Origin of the sequence: Alcaligenes aquatilis (assembly GCF_003076515.1) — a bacterium.
GTDB lineage: Bacteria > Pseudomonadota > Gammaproteobacteria > Burkholderiales > Burkholderiaceae_B > Alcaligenes > Alcaligenes aquatilis.
This window is the reverse complement of sequence record NZ_CP022390.1, coordinates 3,699,609-3,719,891: the sequence shown is the minus strand read 5'-3', so window position 1 is coordinate 3,719,891 and position 20,283 is coordinate 3,699,609. Positions and strand designations below refer to the sequence as shown.

The following is a 20,283-nucleotide window of genomic DNA, read 5'->3' as shown; positions in this document are numbered from 1 at the left end:
AATGCGGGAAGTCGACGTGGATATCGTCGGTGTGGAAACCTTCAAAGCTGGCCAGAATCGCAGGCTCGTGGCAGGTGTGCAGCCACTGGGCACGCAATTGCAACTGCTCTTCGGTCCAGGTCGGGCAGAAAGCACGCATGTCCTCTGCGGTGCAGCCTTTGCGAGCCATGGCCATGGAATCCACGTACCAGGGCAACTTGGAGGGATAGGCACGACGATCCGGGCCGGAGACGGGAGGATCAACCATCACCAGACGGTTCAGACCATCGCTGTTCTTGTGAGCCGCACGCAAACCGATACGAGCACCCATGGAGTGACCGACCACGATGTAGTCTTTAAGACCCAAGGCTTGAGCCAGGGCGATCAAATCATCGGCCTGTGCATCCAGGCTGTAATCCATGCCCTCGGCGGCTTCACTCAAACCACGACCACGCACGTCCTGAATGTAGGTGTCAAAGTGCTTGCCGAACTGCTCGCCCACAAAGCCCCAGGTCACCGCCGGGCTGGTAATGCCAGGCACGATGATGACGGCAGGACGCTGATCGCGACCCTGGCTGGAACCGCCGTAGCGCAGGTAATGCTGACGAATGCCATTGGCGTGAACATGGCCGCCGTAAAGAAAGGTACTCATTAATCTGTCCTTGGATTGAAACCGTCAGGTCTAAAGCCTGGTACTACTAAAAGGCCCTGAACCCGACCCATGAAAATTGCTGCTGCCTACGCTGTTTGGGGCGTAGCAGCCAGCGCGGCCCGGACCACATCCGGTGTAAAAGGCACCTGCCGAAAACGTCGGCCAGTTGCATCAAACAAAGCATTGGCAATGGCCGAGGCACAGGGCACGGAGGCAGATTCACCCGACCCCATCGGCGGCTCGGACTGCCTGTCCATCAAAATCACTTCAATGGGCGGGATGCGCGGGAAATCAACAATGGGATAGGCGCCCCACTCCGCACTGACCACACCCTGTGCGTTAAAGCGCACCTGCTCATACAAAGTACGGCTCAAGGACTGGATCACATTGCCGTGAATCTGGTGACGCACGCCCGCCGGGTTCACCATCTGCCCGGTGTCCTGGCCCACATAAATCTGCTGAACCTCAATCACGCCCGTCTCCGCATGGACCCGCAGATCCAGCAGCCAGGCTGACCATGCCGCCCCAAAGCCAGGAAACTTGCTGTGTATATAACGGGCGTACGACAAGCCTCGACCGTAGAGATAGCCTTGCTCATCTGGCTGCCCACGAGAACCTCGATGTCCAATCTGCCATTGCCCCTTGTCCGCCACCGCCTGCAGCAGTTCCTGGGCACGCTCATCCTGATCCAGATAACGCAGGCGATAGCTCAAGGGGTCTACACCCGCTTCCACTGCCAGCTCATCCAGAAAGCAGTCATGCGCAAAAGAGTTAGGCATGGCCGACACACCGCGCAACCAGGAAGCACGCACAATCGCGGGCATGTCCTGACACACAATGCGCTGCTTGGGATAGCTGTAAGGCGGTACTGCCGTGCGATCTCCCATTTCCAGTTGGCGGGGGGCTGCCGACTCCCGCCCCGTCAGCAAGAGCGCCAGGTTCGGCGCATCGTTGGAGGGGTAATGGGTGACAAAATCGTAATGTCGCAGTTGCCCTTGAGCATCAATCGAGCCTTCTACATCCATCAACTGAGCAGCGCCTTTAGGCTCCCAACCGTGTTCTTGCTCACGCGTCAACTGCACACGCACCGGTGCACCAACGGCTCGGGACAACAGCAAGGCATCCGCACACACGTCATCCGCGCAATTACGGCCATAACAACCGGCTGCTTCGTGACGGATGATCTCCAGACCAGCTTCATCTTCGTCCAGCAATTGACTCAAATGGACACGCAACATATGCGGGTTCTGCGTACCTGACCAGATCCGGCTATGGCCGGGTTTGTAATCTGCCAGCGCACAAGACGGGCCAATGGAAGCATGCAACTGAAAAGGCCAGACATAGCTGCGCTTCAAGCGCTTGCCTTCAGGCGGTAGCTCGTCAAAGCCCGGGCCCGTATCAGTTAGCAATCGCTCCGTCATGGGCTGACGACGAATCAGTTGCTCCAGATTGCTCATGTCCTCCAAGGGGGGAATCACTTTCCAGCGCACTTTCAATTCACGGGCGGCACGCATGGCGTGTTCTTCACGTCGCGCGACCACACCGATAAAGTCACCAATCACCACAACACGCACATCATCGGCAATATGACGGATGGACTCCTCATCCACGGACTCCAGGCTGCGACCGATAAAGTCGCCGCTATCACGTCCTATATAAGGAGGACGCACGACACGACCATGCAACATGCCGGGCACGCGCACATCGTGGACATACACCCACTGCCCCGCGACCTTGCCCGGAATATCGACACGCGCCTGGGCTGTCCCTACAAGACGTAATTGCTCGGCCGGTTTGGTGGGGGTTTCCTTATCCAGATAGGCCCGCAGCTCCAGACCTTCCAGCAATTGCCAGTACGTTAGACTGCGTCCGTCCGGGGCAATGATTGTGCCGTCCTCTACTCGTAGTTGATCTGTACGCAACGTCCAGCGCTCTGCGGCTTGTGCCAGCAGTAATTGTCGAGCCTGAGCCGCCGCCTTGCGCAGCGGCACAGCATGAATCTGAATGGACGCACTGGCGATGGTGGGGCCTTGATTGGGCACAGCATCGGTATGGCCCAGCACCATTTGCACACGCGACATCGGCACATCCAACTCGTCGGCCACAATCTGACTGAGCGCCGTCTGAATACCGGTGCCCAGATCCACGTGCCCATGAAAAGCGCGCACCCAGCCCTGTTCGGATACGGCGACAAAGACATCGTCGTGCGCCTGCAAGTACTCGGACACCACGCCGGGCTGGCCGGGCGAAGGCTTGGGAGGCCGTGCCGGTGCCGCTAAAATCAGCAAGGTGCCAGACGCCCTGAGCAAGTCTTGCTGCTGGTGGCGCGGCGCATCATAAGACATCACACTCTCCTGGCTGGGTTCTATATAAGAGGCGGGAAGCCGGCTTCAGGGACTCGTTCCTGAAAACCTGCCTTAAATGCGCCCTGGCAAAACATCGATTACTAGCGTACACACCCCAATAAAATCCAATGCAGTGCGCTGAAACCCATTTATCGCAACTACTATAAAGAGAAAATCAAGGGCTTAATAATCAGTGTAAACCCTATATTAAATAAGATCAGATCGAATTTTCTGCATCTTCCCAAGTAGGCTTTGATTGATACCTCAAGGGAGTAGTAGAATCTATTTACTCTATAAATTAAAGTGTATACACTTAATTTAAGCATATCAATACCGAGCTGATAAAAGCACCGCACACGCTGTCCGACAACAAGGTGCGATCTCCCAAAGGTGAAACCCATGAACCCTTGTACTCGCCCGCATACCTTGCGGGTCAATCAAGAGACCCACATCATCGAGGTGGAACCCGATACGCCACTGCTTTATGTATTGCGTAACGACCTGGAACTGAATGGCCCCAAGTTTGGCTGCGGCCTGGGTGAATGTGGCGCCTGTACGGTGCTGGTCGACGGTGTGGCCGCTCGCTCCTGTGTTGTGCCTGTCAGTCTGGTGGAAAACCGTCAGATCACCACCTTGGAAGGCTTGGCCCAGGACGGGCAACCGAATGATGTACAGCAGGCATTTATAGATTGTCAGGCCGCGCAATGCGGATACTGCCTCAATGGCATGGTCATGACCGTGCAAGCCCTGCTGGAACGCCATCCGCAAGCCACTGAAGAAGAAATTCGGGACGAGCTGCGTTATAACCTGTGCCGTTGCGGCACGCACGTCGAAATCATGCAAGCCGCTGTACGCGTCGCAAAGGCCCGGCAATGAGTCATTCCGTACAAGACCGTTCCCGAGCACAGTGGCCGGACCTGCCTGAAGGCACCCGCTTGCTGCATGGCGCTGTTGTGCGACCGCCTTATTGGCTCTACGAAAACGGCCAGTATCTGGGCGCCGAATTACAGTCAGTAGACCAACAAGCCGCCCTGCAAGTACCCGGCGTCGTGGCCTGTGTGCATATGGGGAATTTTCTGGGTGTGCTGGCGGTACAAGCCGAGCAGGCTCAACAAGGCGCCGCCTTGCTGGATGCGCGCTGGGCCACGCCCGTCGCTGCAAACCAGGCGGCCCTACCAGCCGATGAGACTGTTGCCACTACGCTTAGCGCCCCCGATCAACGCTATGAGTGGCAATCTGCCGCCGAGCATCAGGAAACCGCTTGGGCCCGTGCTTGTTATCACGACAAGCAGCTTTATGTTTGGGCGCACACGCAGCGCCCCGCTGCCCTGCTGATTGAGCTGCAAGCCCTGAGTGGTCTGCCCAGCGAACAAATCCATCTACAAGATATTGCTGGCAATCAGGCCGATGCCTACGACTGCGCCATGGATGCAGCCGTCATGGCCTTTGGCCGCCCCCAGGCTGTGCAGGTTCGTGCCAGCCACAGCGAAGTCACCATTGGCCTGAGCGTCTATAAAGGCAGCACCGAGCGAAACGACCTGAATGCCTATTTGCGAGCAACCCGCTGGCAACTGAACACCTTGTCCGGTGCGCGCCCTTCTCTGGCCGCCATTCTTTGTGGCCAGCAAGACTTGCCCAGCAGCGGCCCAACCGTAAAGAGTGATTACTTTTCTGCACCCACGCCTAACTATGATGGCGCGGCCGCCAGCAGTGACCCCGACAGTCTGGCCCAGGCCACAGTCTTTGCCCAAGAGTCGCAGTTCGATCAGGACTGCCACAACTTGGGGCTGGATCCTTTGGAGGCACGACTGGAACACGTCAGCAGCCCCCAAGGTCGAGAACTGCTGCAACGGGTTGCCGAGCAATCAGACTGGTCCGCGCCCTTGCCCGCCCATCAAGGCCCTTTGCGCAAAGGTCGCGGGCTGGCCTACAGCCATATTGTGGAACACATCCCCGGACAGGCTGCACGTGAGCAGTGGTCCGCCTGGGCCGTGGATGTCAGCGTTGATACCCGTCAAGGCACGCTCAGCATAGACAAGCTGACCATTGGCCACGACAGCACAGAACTGAACAATTCCGAACACGCTCCGGAGTCTGCGCCCGCCTTGGCCGACCGACTGGGCCGTTGGGCCCAGCAACTGCTGAACAATGGCGTGGGCAAAGGCGGCGAAGGTAGTAGCGACAGCCCCGTCCAAGAAACAGGCGACAAGCTAGCCGTCCAACTGGTCAAGCGGGAGTCTGCCGTCGGCCAGCCTTTGGCCTGGAACCAAGGCGTGGAACTGCCAGCCGCAGCCGCCATTGCCAATGCGATTTTCAACGCCAGTGGCATCCGCCTGACCAGTGCCCCTTTTAGTGAACAGTCTCTGGCACTGGGCTATCAGTCCGATAAAACGGCCAGCAACAAAAAACGCAAAGCCTGGTGGGGAGCCTTGGCCGCGGTCGCCACCGGCACAGTCTTGAGTGCCCTGCCCTGGCGGCCCGCCATCGCGCCCGTCGGCCAAGTGGATACGTCCATCTTTTCAGAGCTGGCGATTGAGCGTGGCCGCCTGGTTGCCATTGCTGGCGACTGCATGGTCTGCCACACCGCTGAAGGCGGTACGCCCAATGCGGGCGGTCTGGGCCTGGATACACCGTTTGGCACGATCTACACCACCAACATCACGCCAGACAAAGAAACCGGCATTGGCAGCTGGAGCTACAAAGCCTTTGAACGCGCCATGCGCGAAGGCATCCATCAGGACGGACGCCACCTGTACCCGGCCTTCCCTTACACGGCCTTTGCCAAAATCAGCGACGAGGACATGCAGTCCCTGTACGCCTACCTGATGACGCAAGAGCCGGTGAAGTCTGAGGTGCCTGAAACCAAGCTACCCTTCCCCATGAATATGCGGCCCTTGGTGGCAGGCTGGAATCTGCTGTTTCACCGTGATCCGAATGCCTATGTGCCGGACCCGACGCAAACCGTGCAATGGAACCGGGGTGCCTATCTGGTCAATAGCAGCGGCCACTGTGCGGCCTGCCATAGCCCGCGCAATATGCTGGGCGCAGAAAAAGGCGGTAAAGCGAATTTCCTGGCCGGTGGTTTTGCGGACAACTGGGAAGCGCCTGCGCTCAATAGCTTGTCCAAAGCTCCCATCCCCTGGACCGAACAGGAGCTGTACCAATACCTGCGTACCGGCTACTCGCCCCGTCACGGCGTAGCAGCCGGGCCGATGGGGCCGGTAGTAGCAGGCTTGGCAGAACTGCCTGAATCCGATGTCCGTGCCATGGCGCACTATCTAAGCAGCCTGAACCCGGTCGAAAGCAAGCAAGAGCAAACGCATGCCGCGCAGGCCGCTCGTCTGGAGCAAGACAGCCGCAGCAATAAGGACGTGATGGTGATGCCAGGCGAAAACCTGTTCAACGGCGCTTGTGCTGTTTGCCACGACCCGCGTGGTGGGCCGGTGCTATTTGGCGCACGTCCCTCTTTGGCCTTGAACAGCAACCTGCACAGCGAACACCCGGACAATACGATTCAGGTGTTGATGCACGGCATTACCCGTCCGGCGCAACCCACCCTGGGTTCGATGCCCGGTTTCAAAAACAGCATGAATGACGAGCAAATGGAAGATTTGCTGAACTATATGCGTGCACGTTTTGCACCGGACAAACCGGCCTGGACAGGGCTGAAAGACAAGATTGCGACCATACGGGAGCAAAAGGGGCACTTGTAGACGGGGCTTGCCCGCCGATAGTGTTTAGATACGCGGCAAACGAAACAAAGGCGGCTTCAAGTTTTCACTAGGCCGCCTTTGTTGTATGGTGCATCGCTTTCAGACTTGGTTAAACCAGAAACTCTCAAACCAGGTTCTCGGCCAGCACTCTGAAGGACTGATCGGAAGCTTGCGTTCCTACCCAAGCCCGAGAGCAGGCCCAAATCAAAACTATCCAGCCCGAGGTCTAGGCACAGTCCAAATCAAGATCAAGACTCGGCTTCCGCTGCAGATCCAGACTCAAAACCCATCAACCGGAAAAACCACCGGCCTCCAGAAATTTCTGTTCGTCCGCAGTGGTGGTACGCCCCAGAATCGAGTTGCGATGCGGGAAACGGCCAAAGCGTTCCACCACATCCAGATGCTCCTGGGCATGATCCAGCCAGGGCCGACCAATCTCCTGATTCAGGCGCACGGCCTCTTGCTGATCGGCCAGATTCTCCGCATGGGAATACGGCAAGTAGCAAAACACACGGCGTTCCACCGGAATCTGTTTATCCAGCCCCTTGGCCACCATTTCCTTGGCAATCCTCAAACCCTTCTCATCGGTCGCGTACATGCGCGGGGTATTGCGAAAGGAGTTGCGCGGGAACTGGTCCAACAAGATCAGCAAAGCATAGGCCCCTTCTGCAGTCTGTGCCCAGTCATCCAACTCGCCCCTGGCCGCACGTTCGTGCCAGTCCAAAAACCGCTCACGAAATTCCTGGTCGAAGTCATCGGACTTACGAAACCATTTCTCTGGCCCTGACTCAACCCAGAAATCAATCACAGTCTGGGGATTGGGACGTGCATCTGCCATGGTGCTCTCCTGGAACCGATCCGGCCTGGCTCGCTGCCGGCCCGAAGTTAAACAGACAGGTAAGTGCGCCGTACGTGCTCGTTGGCACTTAATTCCTGCATGGCGCCACTGTACCGTATTTGCCCTTTTTCAAGCACATAAACCCGATCCGAGACCAGTTCGGCAAAATGCAGATTTTGCTCAGACAGCAAGATACTGACACCGGCTTGCTTGAGCTCCAGAATCATCTGCACCATCTGCTCCACAATCACCGGCGCCACACCCTCGGACGGTTCATCGAGCAAGACCAGATAGGGGTTGCCCATCAAGGTACGCGCTACTGTTAGCATTTGCTGCTCGCCCCCACTCATCTGTCCGCCGGGTCTGTCCTGCATCTGGCCCAGATTGGGAAACAGGCTGTACAAACGTTCAGGCTGCCAGTGCGGGGCTGCTGCGCCATCCGGCCAGCGCCGTGCTGGTTGACGGCCTACTTCCAGATTCTCCGAGACACTTAAATCGCTAAAGATACGCCGCTCTTCGGGCACGAAGCCCAAACCGGCACGTGCAATCTCAAAAGGCTGCTTGTCGTGAATGGCCTGACCCATGAACTCGATATGCCCATTGGATCGCTCCATCAAACCCATAATGGACTTCAGCGTCGTGGACTTGCCGGCACCGTTGCGCCCCATAAAGGCGACCACTTCACCGCGCTGCACCGTCAGGGACAGATCAAACAGAATATGCGCGGCACCGTACCAGGCATTCAAGCCATCCACCTTCAACAATAGCTGCTGGTCAGTTGCGGCCCGCTTGGCACCGGCTACTCCATCCTGCGTCATGCTGACTCCTTGTTCTCAAATGTCTTGCCTGTGCCAAAGTAGACCTCCTGCACCTTGGGATGCTGGCGAATATAGTCCGCATCGCCTTCTGCCACCAGCCGACCACGAGCCAGCACCAGCATGCGGTCCGAGTGCTCGAACACCACGTCCATGCTGTGCTCGGTAAACAGCACACCCATATTGCGTTCGATCACCAGTTTTTTGGTCAGGCGCATCAGCTCATTACGCTCTTTGGGGGCCATACCTGCTGTGGGTTCGTCCATCAACAAAAGACGGGGATCGTTGGCCAGTGCAATCGCCAGCTCTACCCGCTTCACATCACCGTAGGCCAGCTCGCTGCAAGGCCGTTCGGCCTGGGCCAGCATGCCCACCTGATCCAGCAGATCCAAAGCACGGGCCCGCTCGAACTGCGCCGCCCGACGCCAGAAGGAAAACAGTTTTTTCTGATGCGCCAACAAGGCCATCTGCACGTTTTCCACTACCGTCAAGGAAGCAAACGTCGCGGCGATCTGGAAGGTACGGCCCACGCCCATGGCCGCAATTTTGCGTGGCGCCAAACCCACCAGCTCTTGGTCCCCCAAACGCACCGAGCCCGCCGTTGGCGTCAACTGCCCGCCCACCATATTGAAGGTGGTGGTCTTACCTGCTCCATTGGGGCCAATCAAAGCCAGGAATTCCCCGGCCTGCACATCAAATTCAATACCATCTACGGCCAGATTGCCGCCAAACGCTTTTTTAAGACCTCGTACTTGCAGCAAACTCATGACGATGCCTCCGGTGCGACACGACGATGCGCCCAACGTTTGAAAAACCCAGCAATACCCTGTGGGAAAGCCAGAACCAGCAACAGAATCACGCCGCCAAACAAGGCGCGCCAATACTGTGTGATACCCAGGAAAAAGTCCTGCAGCAAGGTGAATACGGCTGCGCCCACCACTGGACCGACCAGGGTTTGCAACCCACCTAGCAAGACCATGACCAAGCCATCCACGGACTTGTTCACCGCAATCACCTCAGGCGAGACACTGCCTTTTGAAAACACAAACAAGGCACCAGACAAACCAGCAAATGTACCCGCCAAAATAAAGGTCAGCCACTGTACACGCTTAACGGGAATGCCGATTGCCTCAGCCCGCAAGGCCGAATCCCGACTGGCACGCATGGCGTAGCCAAAGGGTGAAAACAAGATGCGACGCAACAAGAAAGCGGCCACCACGACAACACTTAACGCAAAATAATAGTAGCGATCTCCCGACAGCCACTCGGCAGGCCAGATGCCGACCACACCATTGGAACCACCGGTAAAACTGTCCCACTGATAGACAATTGACCAAACAATCTGAGCGAACGCCAAGGTCAGCATGGCCAGATACACTCCTGACAGGCGCACACAGAACCAACCAAAGATCAGCGCACCCAAACCGGCCACAGCGGGAGCCAAGACCAAAGACCAGCCCATGGACAAGGCCGCCGTTTTGAACAGCAAAGCCGCCGCATAAGCGCCCAAACCGAAGTAAGCGGCATGACCAAAAGAGTTCATCCCTCCTGGTCCCATCATGAAATGCAGACTCAACGCGAATAAGGACAACACCAGAATATCCAAAGCCAGCACAGGCGCGTACGGGAACCAATCGCTCATCAAAGGCAAGGCCGCCATCACCCCCAGAACCACCAGCACCATGATCTGGAACGCTCCGCTACCGGCACGCAGGGGCGCTTCAATCGGCGCCGAGTTACGGCTGACGGCTTGCGCTCGCCCAAACAAGCCCCAGGGCCGAAATACCAGCACCACAGCCATGAAGATAAACTCCACGACCAGCGTCAATTTGGGAAAGGCAAAGTCCACGCCAAAGAAAGTGACCGTACCCAGAGCAATACACAATGCTTTCAATTCCGCGACAATCAGGGCAGCCACATAAGCACCGGGGATAGAACCCATGCCACCGACCACCACAATCACAAAGGCATCCCCAATCACGCTCAAGTCCAATAGCAGATTGGCGGGCTGACGCGGCAATTGCACGGCTCCCCCCAAACCAGCCAGGAACGCCCCCAAAGCAAAGACACCCGTAAAGAGCCAGGCCTGATTCACACCCAGCGCACCCAGCATCTGTCGGTCGTGGGTCGCGGCGCGCACCAGCACTCCCCAACGGGTACGGGTCAGCAAGAGCCACAGCAAACCCAGCACCACCGGGCCGATCACGATCAGCACCAGGTCATAAACCGGAAAAAAGCGCCCTGCAATGGAAATAGAACCGCTCAAGCCTGGAGCCAGCGGCCCCAGCAGATCTTCCGGCCCCCACACGGCCAAGGCCCCGTCATTGATCACCAGCACCAAAGCAAAGGTAGCCAATAGCTGGAACAACTCGGGCGCTTTGTAAATGCGCCGCAACAGCACGATTTCCAGCAAGGCGCCCAAGGCGCCAACCAACAAGGCCGCCACAATCAAGCCTGCCCAAAATCCCAGTGCCGACCCACCCATGAATTGCACGGTGGAATACGCCATGTAGATGCCCAGCATATACAGGGAGCCGTGTGCAAAGTTGACGATGCGTGTCACCCCAAAGATCAGGGACAAACCCGCCGCCACCAGGAACAAAGACGATGCCTCGGCCAGTCCGTTAAGGAACTGTACCCATAAACCCGATAAGGCCATTACTGCCTCGCGTCAGAAGTGGCGCGCCAGACGGCGCGCCGATCTACAAAATACTGCGTTCTTGGAATTATTGATTAGCCGCGGCAGGGCGCCACTGGCTGACTTGCTCATCCGTAGGCTGTACCTCTTTGCCATCCACATAACGGATATGGGTCATGATGCCCTTGCCGTCCTGCTTGGCCAGCACACCCACATAAGCCCCCTGCGTGGATTGCTGATCTTGCGTGCGGTACGTGATGGGGCCAAAAGGCGTGACCACATCCAGACCACGGAAGGCTTTGATCATGGCTTCCGTGTCGGTAGAGCCGGCTTTTTCAATGCCAGCGGCAATCGACACAATGGTGCTGTAGCCAATAATCGTGCCCAGGCGAGGGTGCTCGTTGTACTTGTCCTGATAGGCTTTCAAAAAGGCATTGTGCTCGGGCGTGTCGATGGCGTACCAGGGGTAGCCCGTCACAATCCAGCCTTCCGGCGTTTCCTCACCCAAAGGGTCCAGGTACTCTGGCTCGCCGGTCAACATGCTGACCACCGGCAAGGCAGGACTGAAGAACTGACGCTGATTGCCAGCACGAACCAAACGGGCCAGGTCAGACGCAAACAAGACGTTAAAGACCGCATCCGGTTTGGCATCGGACAAAGCCTGCACCACGGCACCCGCATCGACCTTGCCCAGTGGCGTGGCCTGTTCAGCCACGAATTCGATATCGGGCTGGGCTTGTTTCATCAAGGTCTTGAAGGTGGCAACGGCGGACTGACCGTACTCGTAGTTGGGGTACACAATCGCCCAACGCTTCTTGTTCAGCTTGACGGCGTCGGGCACCAGCATGGCGACCTGCATATAGGTGGAGTTGCGCAGGCGGAATGTATAGCGGTTGCCATCGGCCCAGACGATCTTGTCGGTCAAAGGCTCGCTGGCCAGAAAGAAGACTTTTTTGTGTTTGGCGAAGTCGGTAATGGCCAAACCGATATTGGACAGGAAAGTTCCGGTCAGCACATCCACCTTTTCCCGCGAGATCAGTTCCTCGGCAGCGCGTACGGCATCGCCAGGGTTGGAGTTGTCATCCTTGATGATCAACTCCAACTGCTTGCCGTGAATCCCCCCGGCCTGATTGATCTGCTCAACCGCCAGCTCCATCCCGTTTCGATAAGGCCCTAAAAAAGCGGGCTGGGATTTATAGCTGTTCAGCTCCCCAATCTTGATCACCCCTTCGGCGGCGGCGGTGGCCCCCAAGGTTTGCAACATCATCGTTCCTGCTAGTGCTACCCCTGCAAATGTCTTGTTCATTGTCTTCTCCGTGGGCTTGTGAGGCGAAACACGACTCAGCAACTTGTCTTGTTTTAGTGATTTAAAGTGTACACATGGTATTTTTGCGAGTAAATCGGCCAAGACCTAGGGATATACCCTTGAACACTTTAAACATAAAACACAGCAAGTCAGGCAGAAAGCCATTCAAACAAGGAGATCAAAAAGAATGAGCAGAAAAAGTGGATAGCCCGAAAAGTAGAAAACCGCCGATATACAGTGACTACACTTAATAAGCCCAAAGATTAAAACGCAACCACCCCGCCTGGTTCCTGCACGCGCCGAATCATGGATTTCATAAACTGCTCCATCATATCCGGCAAGCCGCTTTTGTACTGGGGAAATCCTCTAGAAGTTTTCATCTGGAAATATCAATACCTAAAGAACTTTGACGTTATATTCTCAAGAGATAAAAAAACGGTAGCCCCTACGGCTACGCTTGAGGAGACAAGATATTGAACTTCCCCCGTCGCTTCCCATCCCGACTGACCCTTGGTGTACTGACCACCAGCGTCTTGCTGGCCGCCTGTGCCAGCACTTCTGTCAATGATCGCAGCGTCACCATCAAGCGCGACAGCTATGGCACGCCGCACATCTATGCTGACAGCACCTATGGCTTGTTCTATGGCTATGCCTATGCCGTGGCCACAGACCGTCTCTACCAGATGGAAATTGCCAAACGTTCAGGCTGGGGAACGGTGGCAGAAGTTCTGGGGGCGGATTTCCTGGAGCTGGATAAAGTCACCCACAGCAATATCGACCCGGACGCCATTCGCAAGCAATTGGCCGCCCTGTCCAACGAAGACCGCGCCATGTTTGAGGGCTATGCCGCTGGTTTTACCCAGCGCGTGCGCGAGGTGAAAGCCCAGCGCGATACCTTGATGCCCAAGGAGTTTCTGGACCAAGGCTTTGAGCCTTCTGAATGGCAGCCCGAAGACATTGCCATGGTCTGGGTCGGCTTGATTCTGAACCGCTTTTTTGCCGGTACGGCGGAAGTGGCCAACCTGAATCTGCTGGAAACCTTAAAGGCAGACCAGGGCTCGGAACGAGGCGAACAGCTCTACAAACAACTGCGCTGGCTGAACGACCCGACCGCGCCCACGATCATTGCTCAGCCTGAAGCCCGGACCGCCCTGGCCGATTTGCCTACGCATTTGCAGGCCCTATCCACACAAGCCGCACAGGACTATCTGCACAAACAAGCCGTGGCGCTAGGCCCCACTGTGGCCGCCGGCACACCGACGGCCAGCAATGCCTGGCTGCTGGGCCCCGAAAAGACGACTCACGGCCATGCCGTGTTGTACAACGGCCCGCAACAAGGCTGGTACACCCCATCCATTACCTATAGCGTCGGCTTGCACGGTGCCGGCTACGACCTGACCGGCAGCACCGCTGTTGCCCTGCCCGCCATTCTGTTCGGCACCAATGGCCAGATTGCCTGGGGTTCCACAGTGGGTTCACTGGACACCAACGACGTTTACCAACTGCGTTTGAAAGACGGTGATCCGCATAGCTACTGGTACAACAATGCCTGGCGCCCCATGGAGCACAAGCAGGTGCGCATCAAAGTGCGTGATCAGGACGATGTGACGCTGGACGTCTACCGTGCGGCTCAAGGTTATGTCAGCAGTTGGGATACGAAAAACAACACGGCCTACGCCAACCGCCGTAGCTGGCAGGGCCGGGAAATTGAAACCCTGCTGGGCTGGGCCCATGCGGCCAAGGCCAAGAACTGGGATCAATTCATGGCCCAGGCAGCCCGCGTCAGCGCCTCCATTACCTGGTTCTATGCCGACACCCAAAACAATATCGGTGCCGCTGCCTTGGGACGGTTGCCCCAACGCCCGACCAATCAGGCCATCCAGTTCCCGGCCGCAGGCGACGGCAGCATGGAATGGCAAGGCTTTCTGAGCTTTGAGCACAACCCCAAAGTGCTGAACCCACAGCAAGGCTATATCGCCAGCTGGAACAACAAGGCCTACAGCGCCCTGCTGGCTGACAATGCCAACTTCTCTTACGTGGATCGAGTGCAGGAACTGCTGGCACCGTTACAAGCCAAGCAGCGCCTGAGCGATGAGGAAATCTGGGGCATCGACTCCCTGGGTGCGCGCTCGGATCTGAATGCGCGCTACTTCGCCCCCATCATCCAGCAAGCCGCCAAGCTGCCACGTGCCAGTGCCCTGGCCCGTCAGGCTGCCGAGCAGTTGAAAGGCTGGGACTACAAGCTGCACGTCGCCAGCAACGGCAAGCATTACGAAGGTAGCGCCCCGGCTGTGATGCAGGCCTGGATGCAAGCCGCAGTCCCTGTATTCCTGAAAGGTCGTTTGCCTGACAGCGTCTACCAGACCTACACGCAAGGCCTGTACCCGGCCATGAATGACCCGCGTAGCGCCCAGCCAGCCGCTGCGGCCAAGCTGATCTGGAACGCTATCCAGGGCCCGGCAGCCGGGGTGCCACAAACGATTGATTTCCTGCAAGGTCGTCCCGCCCAGGAGCTGGTGCTGGACGCACTGGAACAAGCGGCCGCCTCCTTGCAGAAATCACAAGGCGCGCAAGCCCAGCAATGGCGTGCCCCCTCTGTTTCCATGCTGTTTGCGGCACGCAATGCGATTGGGGTGCCCTGGTCCGACCCTGCGTACGAGCGCCGCATCATGCCTTATCTGAACACCGGCAGCGCCCGCTTCCAGTACGTGCTGGACCCTGCTGGCGTGCGTATGTGCTCGGTGATGGCGCCGGGGCAAAGCGGTTTCATCAATCCCAAAGGCCAAGCCGACGTCCATCATTCGGATCAGCTTGAGATGTTTGCGGCTTTCAAGTGCAAGAGTGATGCCATCAGCGCTCAGGACATCGACCAGGCCAGTCAGGGCAGCCAAACCCTGCGCTACTAAGTATTCCATCACAAACGGGGCCTGGAGCATTTGCCGCTCCAGGCCCCGTTTCTTTTTACGCAGTCCGGCACGCCTAATCCTTCGTCACCACCTGATTGCGACCAGCGCGCTTGGCGTCATACAAGCGCTGGTCAGCCTGAACCAGCGCCTCTTCAATGACCTGACCGGGTTGGCACACCGCCAAGCCCATACTGGCCGTAATCTGGAAAGACTCGCGGTCATGGTTGTAAAAGGTTTGTTCCTGCACCTGACGCAAGAGCCAATCCGCAAAGCGCAAAGCCTGCTCATCACTACGCCCGGCCAGAATCAACACGAACTCCTCGCCACCATAACGAGCCGCCAAGTCATGGGGTCCCAGATGCGCCTTGAATAAAGACGCGGTACGCGTCAAGACATCATCCCCTACCGAATGGCCGTGGGTATCGTTGATCTGCTTGAAATGATCCAGATCCACCATCAACACATGCAGTTTTTCCTGGACTGGCCCCTGCCCCAACTGACGACTGACCGCGCCCCGGTTCAGCAAGCCGGTCAAGGTATCGTGGGTAGCTTGTCGATATAAACGCAACAAAAGCCCCAGATGAAAATAATTGGCGGTCAAGGCAACAGCCAGCAAGGCACTCAACAGCCAAAGATCCTGCAAACCTTTCGCGGTCATCCAGGTTCCCGAGCTGACGCTGGCCAAAATCTGCAAGGCAATCAACGCGCCCCCTACCAACGCAGATTCCAGCAAGGTAAAGGGAAAAATACTTAAGGTCGCGACCAACAGGAAAGGGATAAAGCCGTAACCCAGAACCACGTAATGCCCAGCCCCCGAGAGCGTCAGCAGCATATACGCGTAAAAAGAGGCTGGCAAAATAAAGACCAGGCCACTCAACACATAAATACGGGTAATGCGCTGATGGCCATTAAACGCTAGCCATACACACGCGGTCAGTCCCCCCAGGCTTAACACACGCACCGCCATTAAATGTGTAGGCCAGCCGGGCAAAACCAGCCAATCCATCAAAGTCCAAAGGGGAGTCAGCAAGGCAAATAGCAAGCCAACTAATACGACACGGCTGCGTAAATATTCCATTCGGGCATGAATGAAGTCACGAGAATGGTATTTCCCGCTCAGTGTGTCGCGCACCGAGCTGATACTGATCGCTTGCAAGTTTTTCCAACCTTCCAGAACAGTTCCCATCAATCAATTCGCCAAAAAGAAACAAAATAGCATGATGGCAATTTTTAGTTACATGCATTTAAAAAACAAGCTGTCAGTTCTTTCAGGGTCAGCCCATGCTGACCCCGGCTTACCATCACACCGTGTGAGGCTGCTTGCTCATCCAGCTAATGACCTCCTCCAACATCGGTTCACCCGAATCCTGGGGGCGCCACAACAAACCGAGCTGACCATGCAAACGCGGGTCGCTCCAGTCCAGCTCCAAGATACACAGCTCCGGGTAGACCGGCACCATGCTGCGCGTCATGGGCACTAAGAAATCACTGCCCACGGCTACACGCGCATTGGTATGCGCGTAGGCAGACTCGATCGCACAAGTGGGATACGGCAGGCCTTTGGCATCCAGGCTCAGCTCGAAACTGCGCCGCATGGGACTGTTTTTGGGGGGCAATATCCAGGGATACTCCAGCGTCTGCTCCCAGGTCACTTCATTTTGCCGGGCCAAAGGGTGCTTGCGGCAAGCGGCCACCCCCAAAGGCACCATCCCCAACGGCAAATACGCCATCGCCGGGTTGCGACCTGCTTCGTCCACACGGCCAATGACCAGATCCAGCTCACCCTGCTCCAGATTGCGGCTTAACACATCCAGCGTACCTTCCTGAATCCGGATATGGCACTGCGGATCGCGCTCGTGCAGATACACCAGCAGTTGCGGCAAATAAACCGCGGCCACCATAGGCGATATACCCAAGGTAAATTGCTGGCGAAATCCCTGCCTGTATTGCTCCAGCGTCGCGTTCATGCGGTCAAGGCGATTGAGCACCCCTTGGGCCTGGGAGACCAGCGCCAAGGCCGCCGGCAAAGGCTCAATACCACGGGCATGGCGCTCGAATAAAGGCATACCGATACTGTCTTCAAAGTCCTTGAGCCATTTTGACAAAGCGGGCTGGGTCATATTGGACTGCCGGGCCACATCGCTCATGCTTTTCTGTTCGCACAAACGAATTAAAACCTGCAGATGCTTTAAGCGAATGCGTTCACTCCAGCTCATGACTTACCTATATGAAAGAAGTATATATACCTGCAAGTTATTCAATTTAACATTATGGCTACTGCTTCCATAATGGGTATACCCGAAGCTACAAAATAGGCACGTCATGTCTCAGTCAGTACCCAATTTTTTATTAATCATTGCGGATCAACTCCGTGCGGACCATTTGGCGTGTTACGGCAATAAAGACATAAAAACGCCCAATCTGGATGCCTTGGCCGCCCGTGGTTGGAGTGCTGAGCGATTTTACGTCGCCACGCCGATCTGCATGCCCAACCGTGCCTCCCTGATGACAGGCCGCATGCCTTCTGTACACGGCGCTCGTCACAACGGCGTTCCCCTACCGCTGGACTCCACCACTTTTGTCGATGTACTGCGTCAGGCAGGCTGGCGCACAGCGTTAGTGGGCAAGGCACATCTGCAAAATATAACGGATACCCCCCCGCTCTACCCACGCCCGGATGATCCGCCGACCAAGGGTGAAGCCCGCCCCCCCCTGCCAACCAACGATTACGGCCAGGAATGTGGTCAATGGTGGCGCGATCGCGCCGATCACAGTGTGCAACTCCCCTTTTACGGCTACGAGCACGTGGACCTGGCCATCGACCACGGCGATCAGGTCTGGGGCGACTATGGTCGCTGGCTGCAAAATGAACATCCTGACATTGACGCCCTGTCCGGCCCTGAAAACGCCATCCCAACTCCCGACTACGCGCTAAGCCGCATTGGCCAAGCCTGGCGTACCCGTGTGCCAGAAGAGTACAGCACCACTGCCTGGATTGGTGAGCGCACCCGCGCTGTGCTGGATAAATATGCCCTGGAACAACAGCCTTTCTTCATTCAGTGCTCCTTCCCCGACCCCCATCACCCCTACACGCCGCACGGTCAATACTGGGATATGTACAAGCCTGAAGAAGTCAGCCTGCCCGACTCCTTCCACCTAGGCCCACATCCCCTGCCCGCACACCTGCAATTGCTGCACCAGTTGCGCGATGAAGGCAAAGCGATTAAACACACTCCCACCCTGTTTGCCTGCTCCGAACGCGAAGCCCGCGAGGCGATTGCCTTGAACTACGGTTCCATCACGCATATCGATGCCGAGATCGGGCGCATTCTGGACCATCTGGAGCGCACCGGCCAGGCGGAGAACACCATCGTCATGTTCATGAGTGATCATGGCGACTTCATGGGCGACCATCAACTCCTGTTGAAAGGCCCTGTGCATTACCAAAGCATTATTCGCAGCCCCTTTATCTGGTTTGACCCAAAGGATGCGAAAACTCAAGGCACAAGTGGAGAAGTCTGCTCTACCATTGACGTTGCACCTACGGTGCTGGAGCGCGCAGGGCAGTTGCCCTACAACGGCATTCAGGGTCGCTCCTTACTGAAAGTGATGCACAAAGAGCCTGTGAAATGGCGTCAAGGTGTACTGATCGAGGAAGAAAACCAGCGCAAGCTGTTCAATACGCCTATTCGCACCAAGCTGCGCTCGCTGGTCACACAGCAGCATCGTCTAAGTCTGTACGAGGGCGGTCAAATCGGAGAGCTGTACGATCTGCAAGCCGATCCACTGGAACAACATAATTTGTGGAATGAACCTGACGCGCAAACGTTAAAAACAACGCTTTTGTGTCAATTGATCGACACCATGATGGCTCACAGCGAAACCAGCCCCCTGCCTTTGGCGATAGCGTGAGATAGATACTGTTACTTACCCCTATCTGGAGACCTCTATGCCCATCTTTTCCTTGCTGCGCAACGTAAGCATTTGTGCGCTGATCTTACCTTTGGCTACGCCAGTCCAAAGTGCCGAGGTGGCCACACTTGTTGTCAGCTCCGCTGCAGGCGGCCCGCTGGATGTCCTGGGTCGCATGTTGGCCCGCGAAGCCACGGCAACCACCGGCCAAACGATTGTGGTAGAGAACCGCGCGGGCGCAGCAGGCATGATTGCAGCCGAGGCGGTGGGCCGGGCCAAACCCGACGGCAATACCTTGTTGCTGACACTGGACACCGTTGCCACGGCCAATCCGCATATTTACGTCAACAGCAAATTCAAGGTTGGGGAGTCTCTGGACCTGGTGTCTTTGCTGGGCACCTTTGACCAGGTTCTGGTGGTTCCCAGCAAGACCGGTATCACAACACCTGCCGAGTTTCTGGAGCGTGCCCGCGCCAAACCCATGAATTACGGCTCTGCCGGCATGGGCTCGCCAGGGCATTTGATGATGTCGGCCTTGACACAAGATAGCGGGATCAAGCTGGATCACATTCCATATCGCAGCAATAGCGCTGTGGTCAATGATATGTATGGCGAGCGTCTGGACAGCGGTTTTCTGACGATTGCCGGTGTTTTGGGGCCGATCAAGGAAGGTTTGCTCACGCCATTGGCGACTTCTGGCGGCAAACGCAATCCTTTATTGCCTGCAGTCCCTACATTGGCCGAAGCAAAGTTACCAGGCCTGGAAAACTTTAACGAGAGCTTCTCGTACCTGGTTTTCACCACCAAGGGTTCGCCTCCAGAGAAAATCAAAGCATGGAACGACTTGCTGAGCGATATCGTGAAACGTCCCTCTACCGCCGAGACTTTGCGGATGCTGGATATTCAAGCCTACGATTCGTCCAAGGTTTCTCCAGCCCAATGGGTGCAGCAGCGTAATGCGCGCTGGGAGCAGATTGTGCGGGATAACAATATTCGCTCTGATCAGTAATTGTTGGAATTACAGCCCCTGGTTTCAGGGGCTGTTTTTTTTGGGGCTGCGTAGGTGTTGCTGAGGGCAGGCTCAATGCTTGATGGCGAGGCAGCTCGCAAAAAGAAGGGAGCAGGAGCAGGGAGCCGGTTAGTGCAGGTGTAGCAGTGGTCGGGCTGAGCACTTGCCGG

The 20,283-nt window shown here is 56.7% G+C and carries 14 protein-coding genes; 5 read left to right on the top strand and 9 right to left on the bottom strand.

The genetic code is table 11. From position 1 onward, the window contains the following. Together CA948_RS16970 and CA948_RS16965 are read right to left on the bottom strand one after the other, a co-directional pair. On the bottom strand, positions 1–631 hold a 631-nt coding region (locus CA948_RS16970), incomplete at its 3' end, for an alpha/beta fold hydrolase (RefSeq protein WP_108728622.1). Positions 632–717: 86 nt separating this feature from the next. After that, the gene (locus tag CA948_RS16965; protein ID WP_108728621.1) at positions 718–2,976 is read right to left on the bottom strand and encodes a xanthine dehydrogenase family protein molybdopterin-binding subunit; all 2,259 of its coding nucleotides are present in this window, start codon (positions 2,974–2,976) and stop codon (positions 718–720) included. 399 nt (positions 2,977–3,375) lie between these two features. Here CA948_RS16965 and CA948_RS16960 point away from each other — a divergent pair, with 399 nt between their 5' ends. After that, positions 3,376–3,852 (top strand): (2Fe-2S)-binding protein, encoded by a 477-nt coding sequence (locus CA948_RS16960; protein ID WP_094197613.1) that lies wholly within the window; start codon positions 3,376–3,378, stop codon positions 3,850–3,852. Continuing rightward, complete coding sequence (locus CA948_RS16955; RefSeq protein WP_108728620.1) at positions 3,849–6,689, top strand: c-type cytochrome; 2,841 nt, start codon at positions 3,849–3,851, stop codon at positions 6,687–6,689. The genes CA948_RS16960 and CA948_RS16955 overlap by 4 nt, the downstream gene beginning before the upstream one ends. A 289-nt stretch (positions 6,690–6,978) precedes the next feature. On the opposite strand, the gene CA948_RS16950 is transcribed toward CA948_RS16955, so the two are convergent. The 5 genes from CA948_RS16950 to CA948_RS16930 form a co-directional block, all read right to left on the bottom strand. Then, positions 6,979–7,527, bottom strand: a complete 549-nt coding sequence (locus CA948_RS16950; protein ID WP_108728619.1) for a DUF924 family protein — start codon at positions 7,525–7,527, stop codon at positions 6,979–6,981. Positions 7,528–7,574: 47 nt separating this feature from the next. Next, complete coding sequence (locus CA948_RS16945; RefSeq protein ID WP_108728618.1) at positions 7,575–8,345, bottom strand: ABC transporter ATP-binding protein; 771 nt, start codon at positions 8,343–8,345, stop codon at positions 7,575–7,577. Further along, positions 8,342–9,109: an ABC transporter ATP-binding protein gene (locus CA948_RS16940; protein ID WP_108728617.1), complete on the bottom strand. Its 768-nt coding sequence runs from the start codon at positions 9,107–9,109 to the stop codon at positions 8,342–8,344. Before CA948_RS16940 ends, CA948_RS16945 begins: the two co-directional genes overlap by 4 nt. After that, entirely contained in the window at positions 9,106–11,001 is a 1,896-nt protein-coding gene (locus CA948_RS16935; RefSeq protein WP_094197618.1) for an ABC transporter permease, read from the bottom strand. The genes CA948_RS16940 and CA948_RS16935 overlap by 4 nt, the downstream gene beginning before the upstream one ends. A 67-nt stretch (positions 11,002–11,068) precedes the next feature. Continuing rightward, complete coding sequence (locus CA948_RS16930; RefSeq protein WP_094197619.1) at positions 11,069–12,286, bottom strand: ABC transporter substrate-binding protein; 1,218 nt, start codon at positions 12,284–12,286, stop codon at positions 11,069–11,071. A 473-nt stretch (positions 12,287–12,759) separates the two neighbouring features. On the opposite strand from CA948_RS16930, the gene CA948_RS16925 reads away from it, so the two are divergent. Further along, complete coding sequence (locus CA948_RS16925; RefSeq protein WP_094197620.1) at positions 12,760–15,192, top strand: penicillin acylase family protein; 2,433 nt, start codon at positions 12,760–12,762, stop codon at positions 15,190–15,192. A 73-nt stretch (positions 15,193–15,265) separates the two neighbouring features. Here CA948_RS16925 and CA948_RS16920 read toward each other — a convergent pair whose 3' ends face one another. Continuing rightward, on the bottom strand, positions 15,266–16,378 hold the full coding sequence (locus CA948_RS16920) for a GGDEF domain-containing protein (protein WP_108728616.1): 1,113 nt from the start codon (positions 16,376–16,378) through the stop codon (positions 15,266–15,268). A 115-nt stretch (positions 16,379–16,493) separates the two neighbouring features. After that, on the bottom strand, positions 16,494–17,408 hold the full coding sequence (locus CA948_RS16915) for a LysR family transcriptional regulator (protein WP_108728615.1): 915 nt from the start codon (positions 17,406–17,408) through the stop codon (positions 16,494–16,496). A 106-nt stretch (positions 17,409–17,514) separates the two neighbouring features. Here CA948_RS16915 and CA948_RS16910 point away from each other — a divergent pair, with 106 nt between their 5' ends. Both CA948_RS16910 and CA948_RS16905 read left to right on the top strand, forming a co-directional pair. Beyond that, positions 17,515–19,104, top strand: coding sequence for a sulfatase family protein (locus CA948_RS16910; protein ID WP_108728614.1), 1,590 nt, complete (start codon positions 17,515–17,517; stop codon positions 19,102–19,104). Between the two features lie 37 nt (positions 19,105–19,141). Then, on the top strand, positions 19,142–20,113 hold the full coding sequence (locus tag CA948_RS16905) for a Bug family tripartite tricarboxylate transporter substrate binding protein (protein WP_094197624.1): 972 nt from the start codon (positions 19,142–19,144) through the stop codon (positions 20,111–20,113). Positions 20,114–20,283 lie beyond the last annotated feature (170 nt).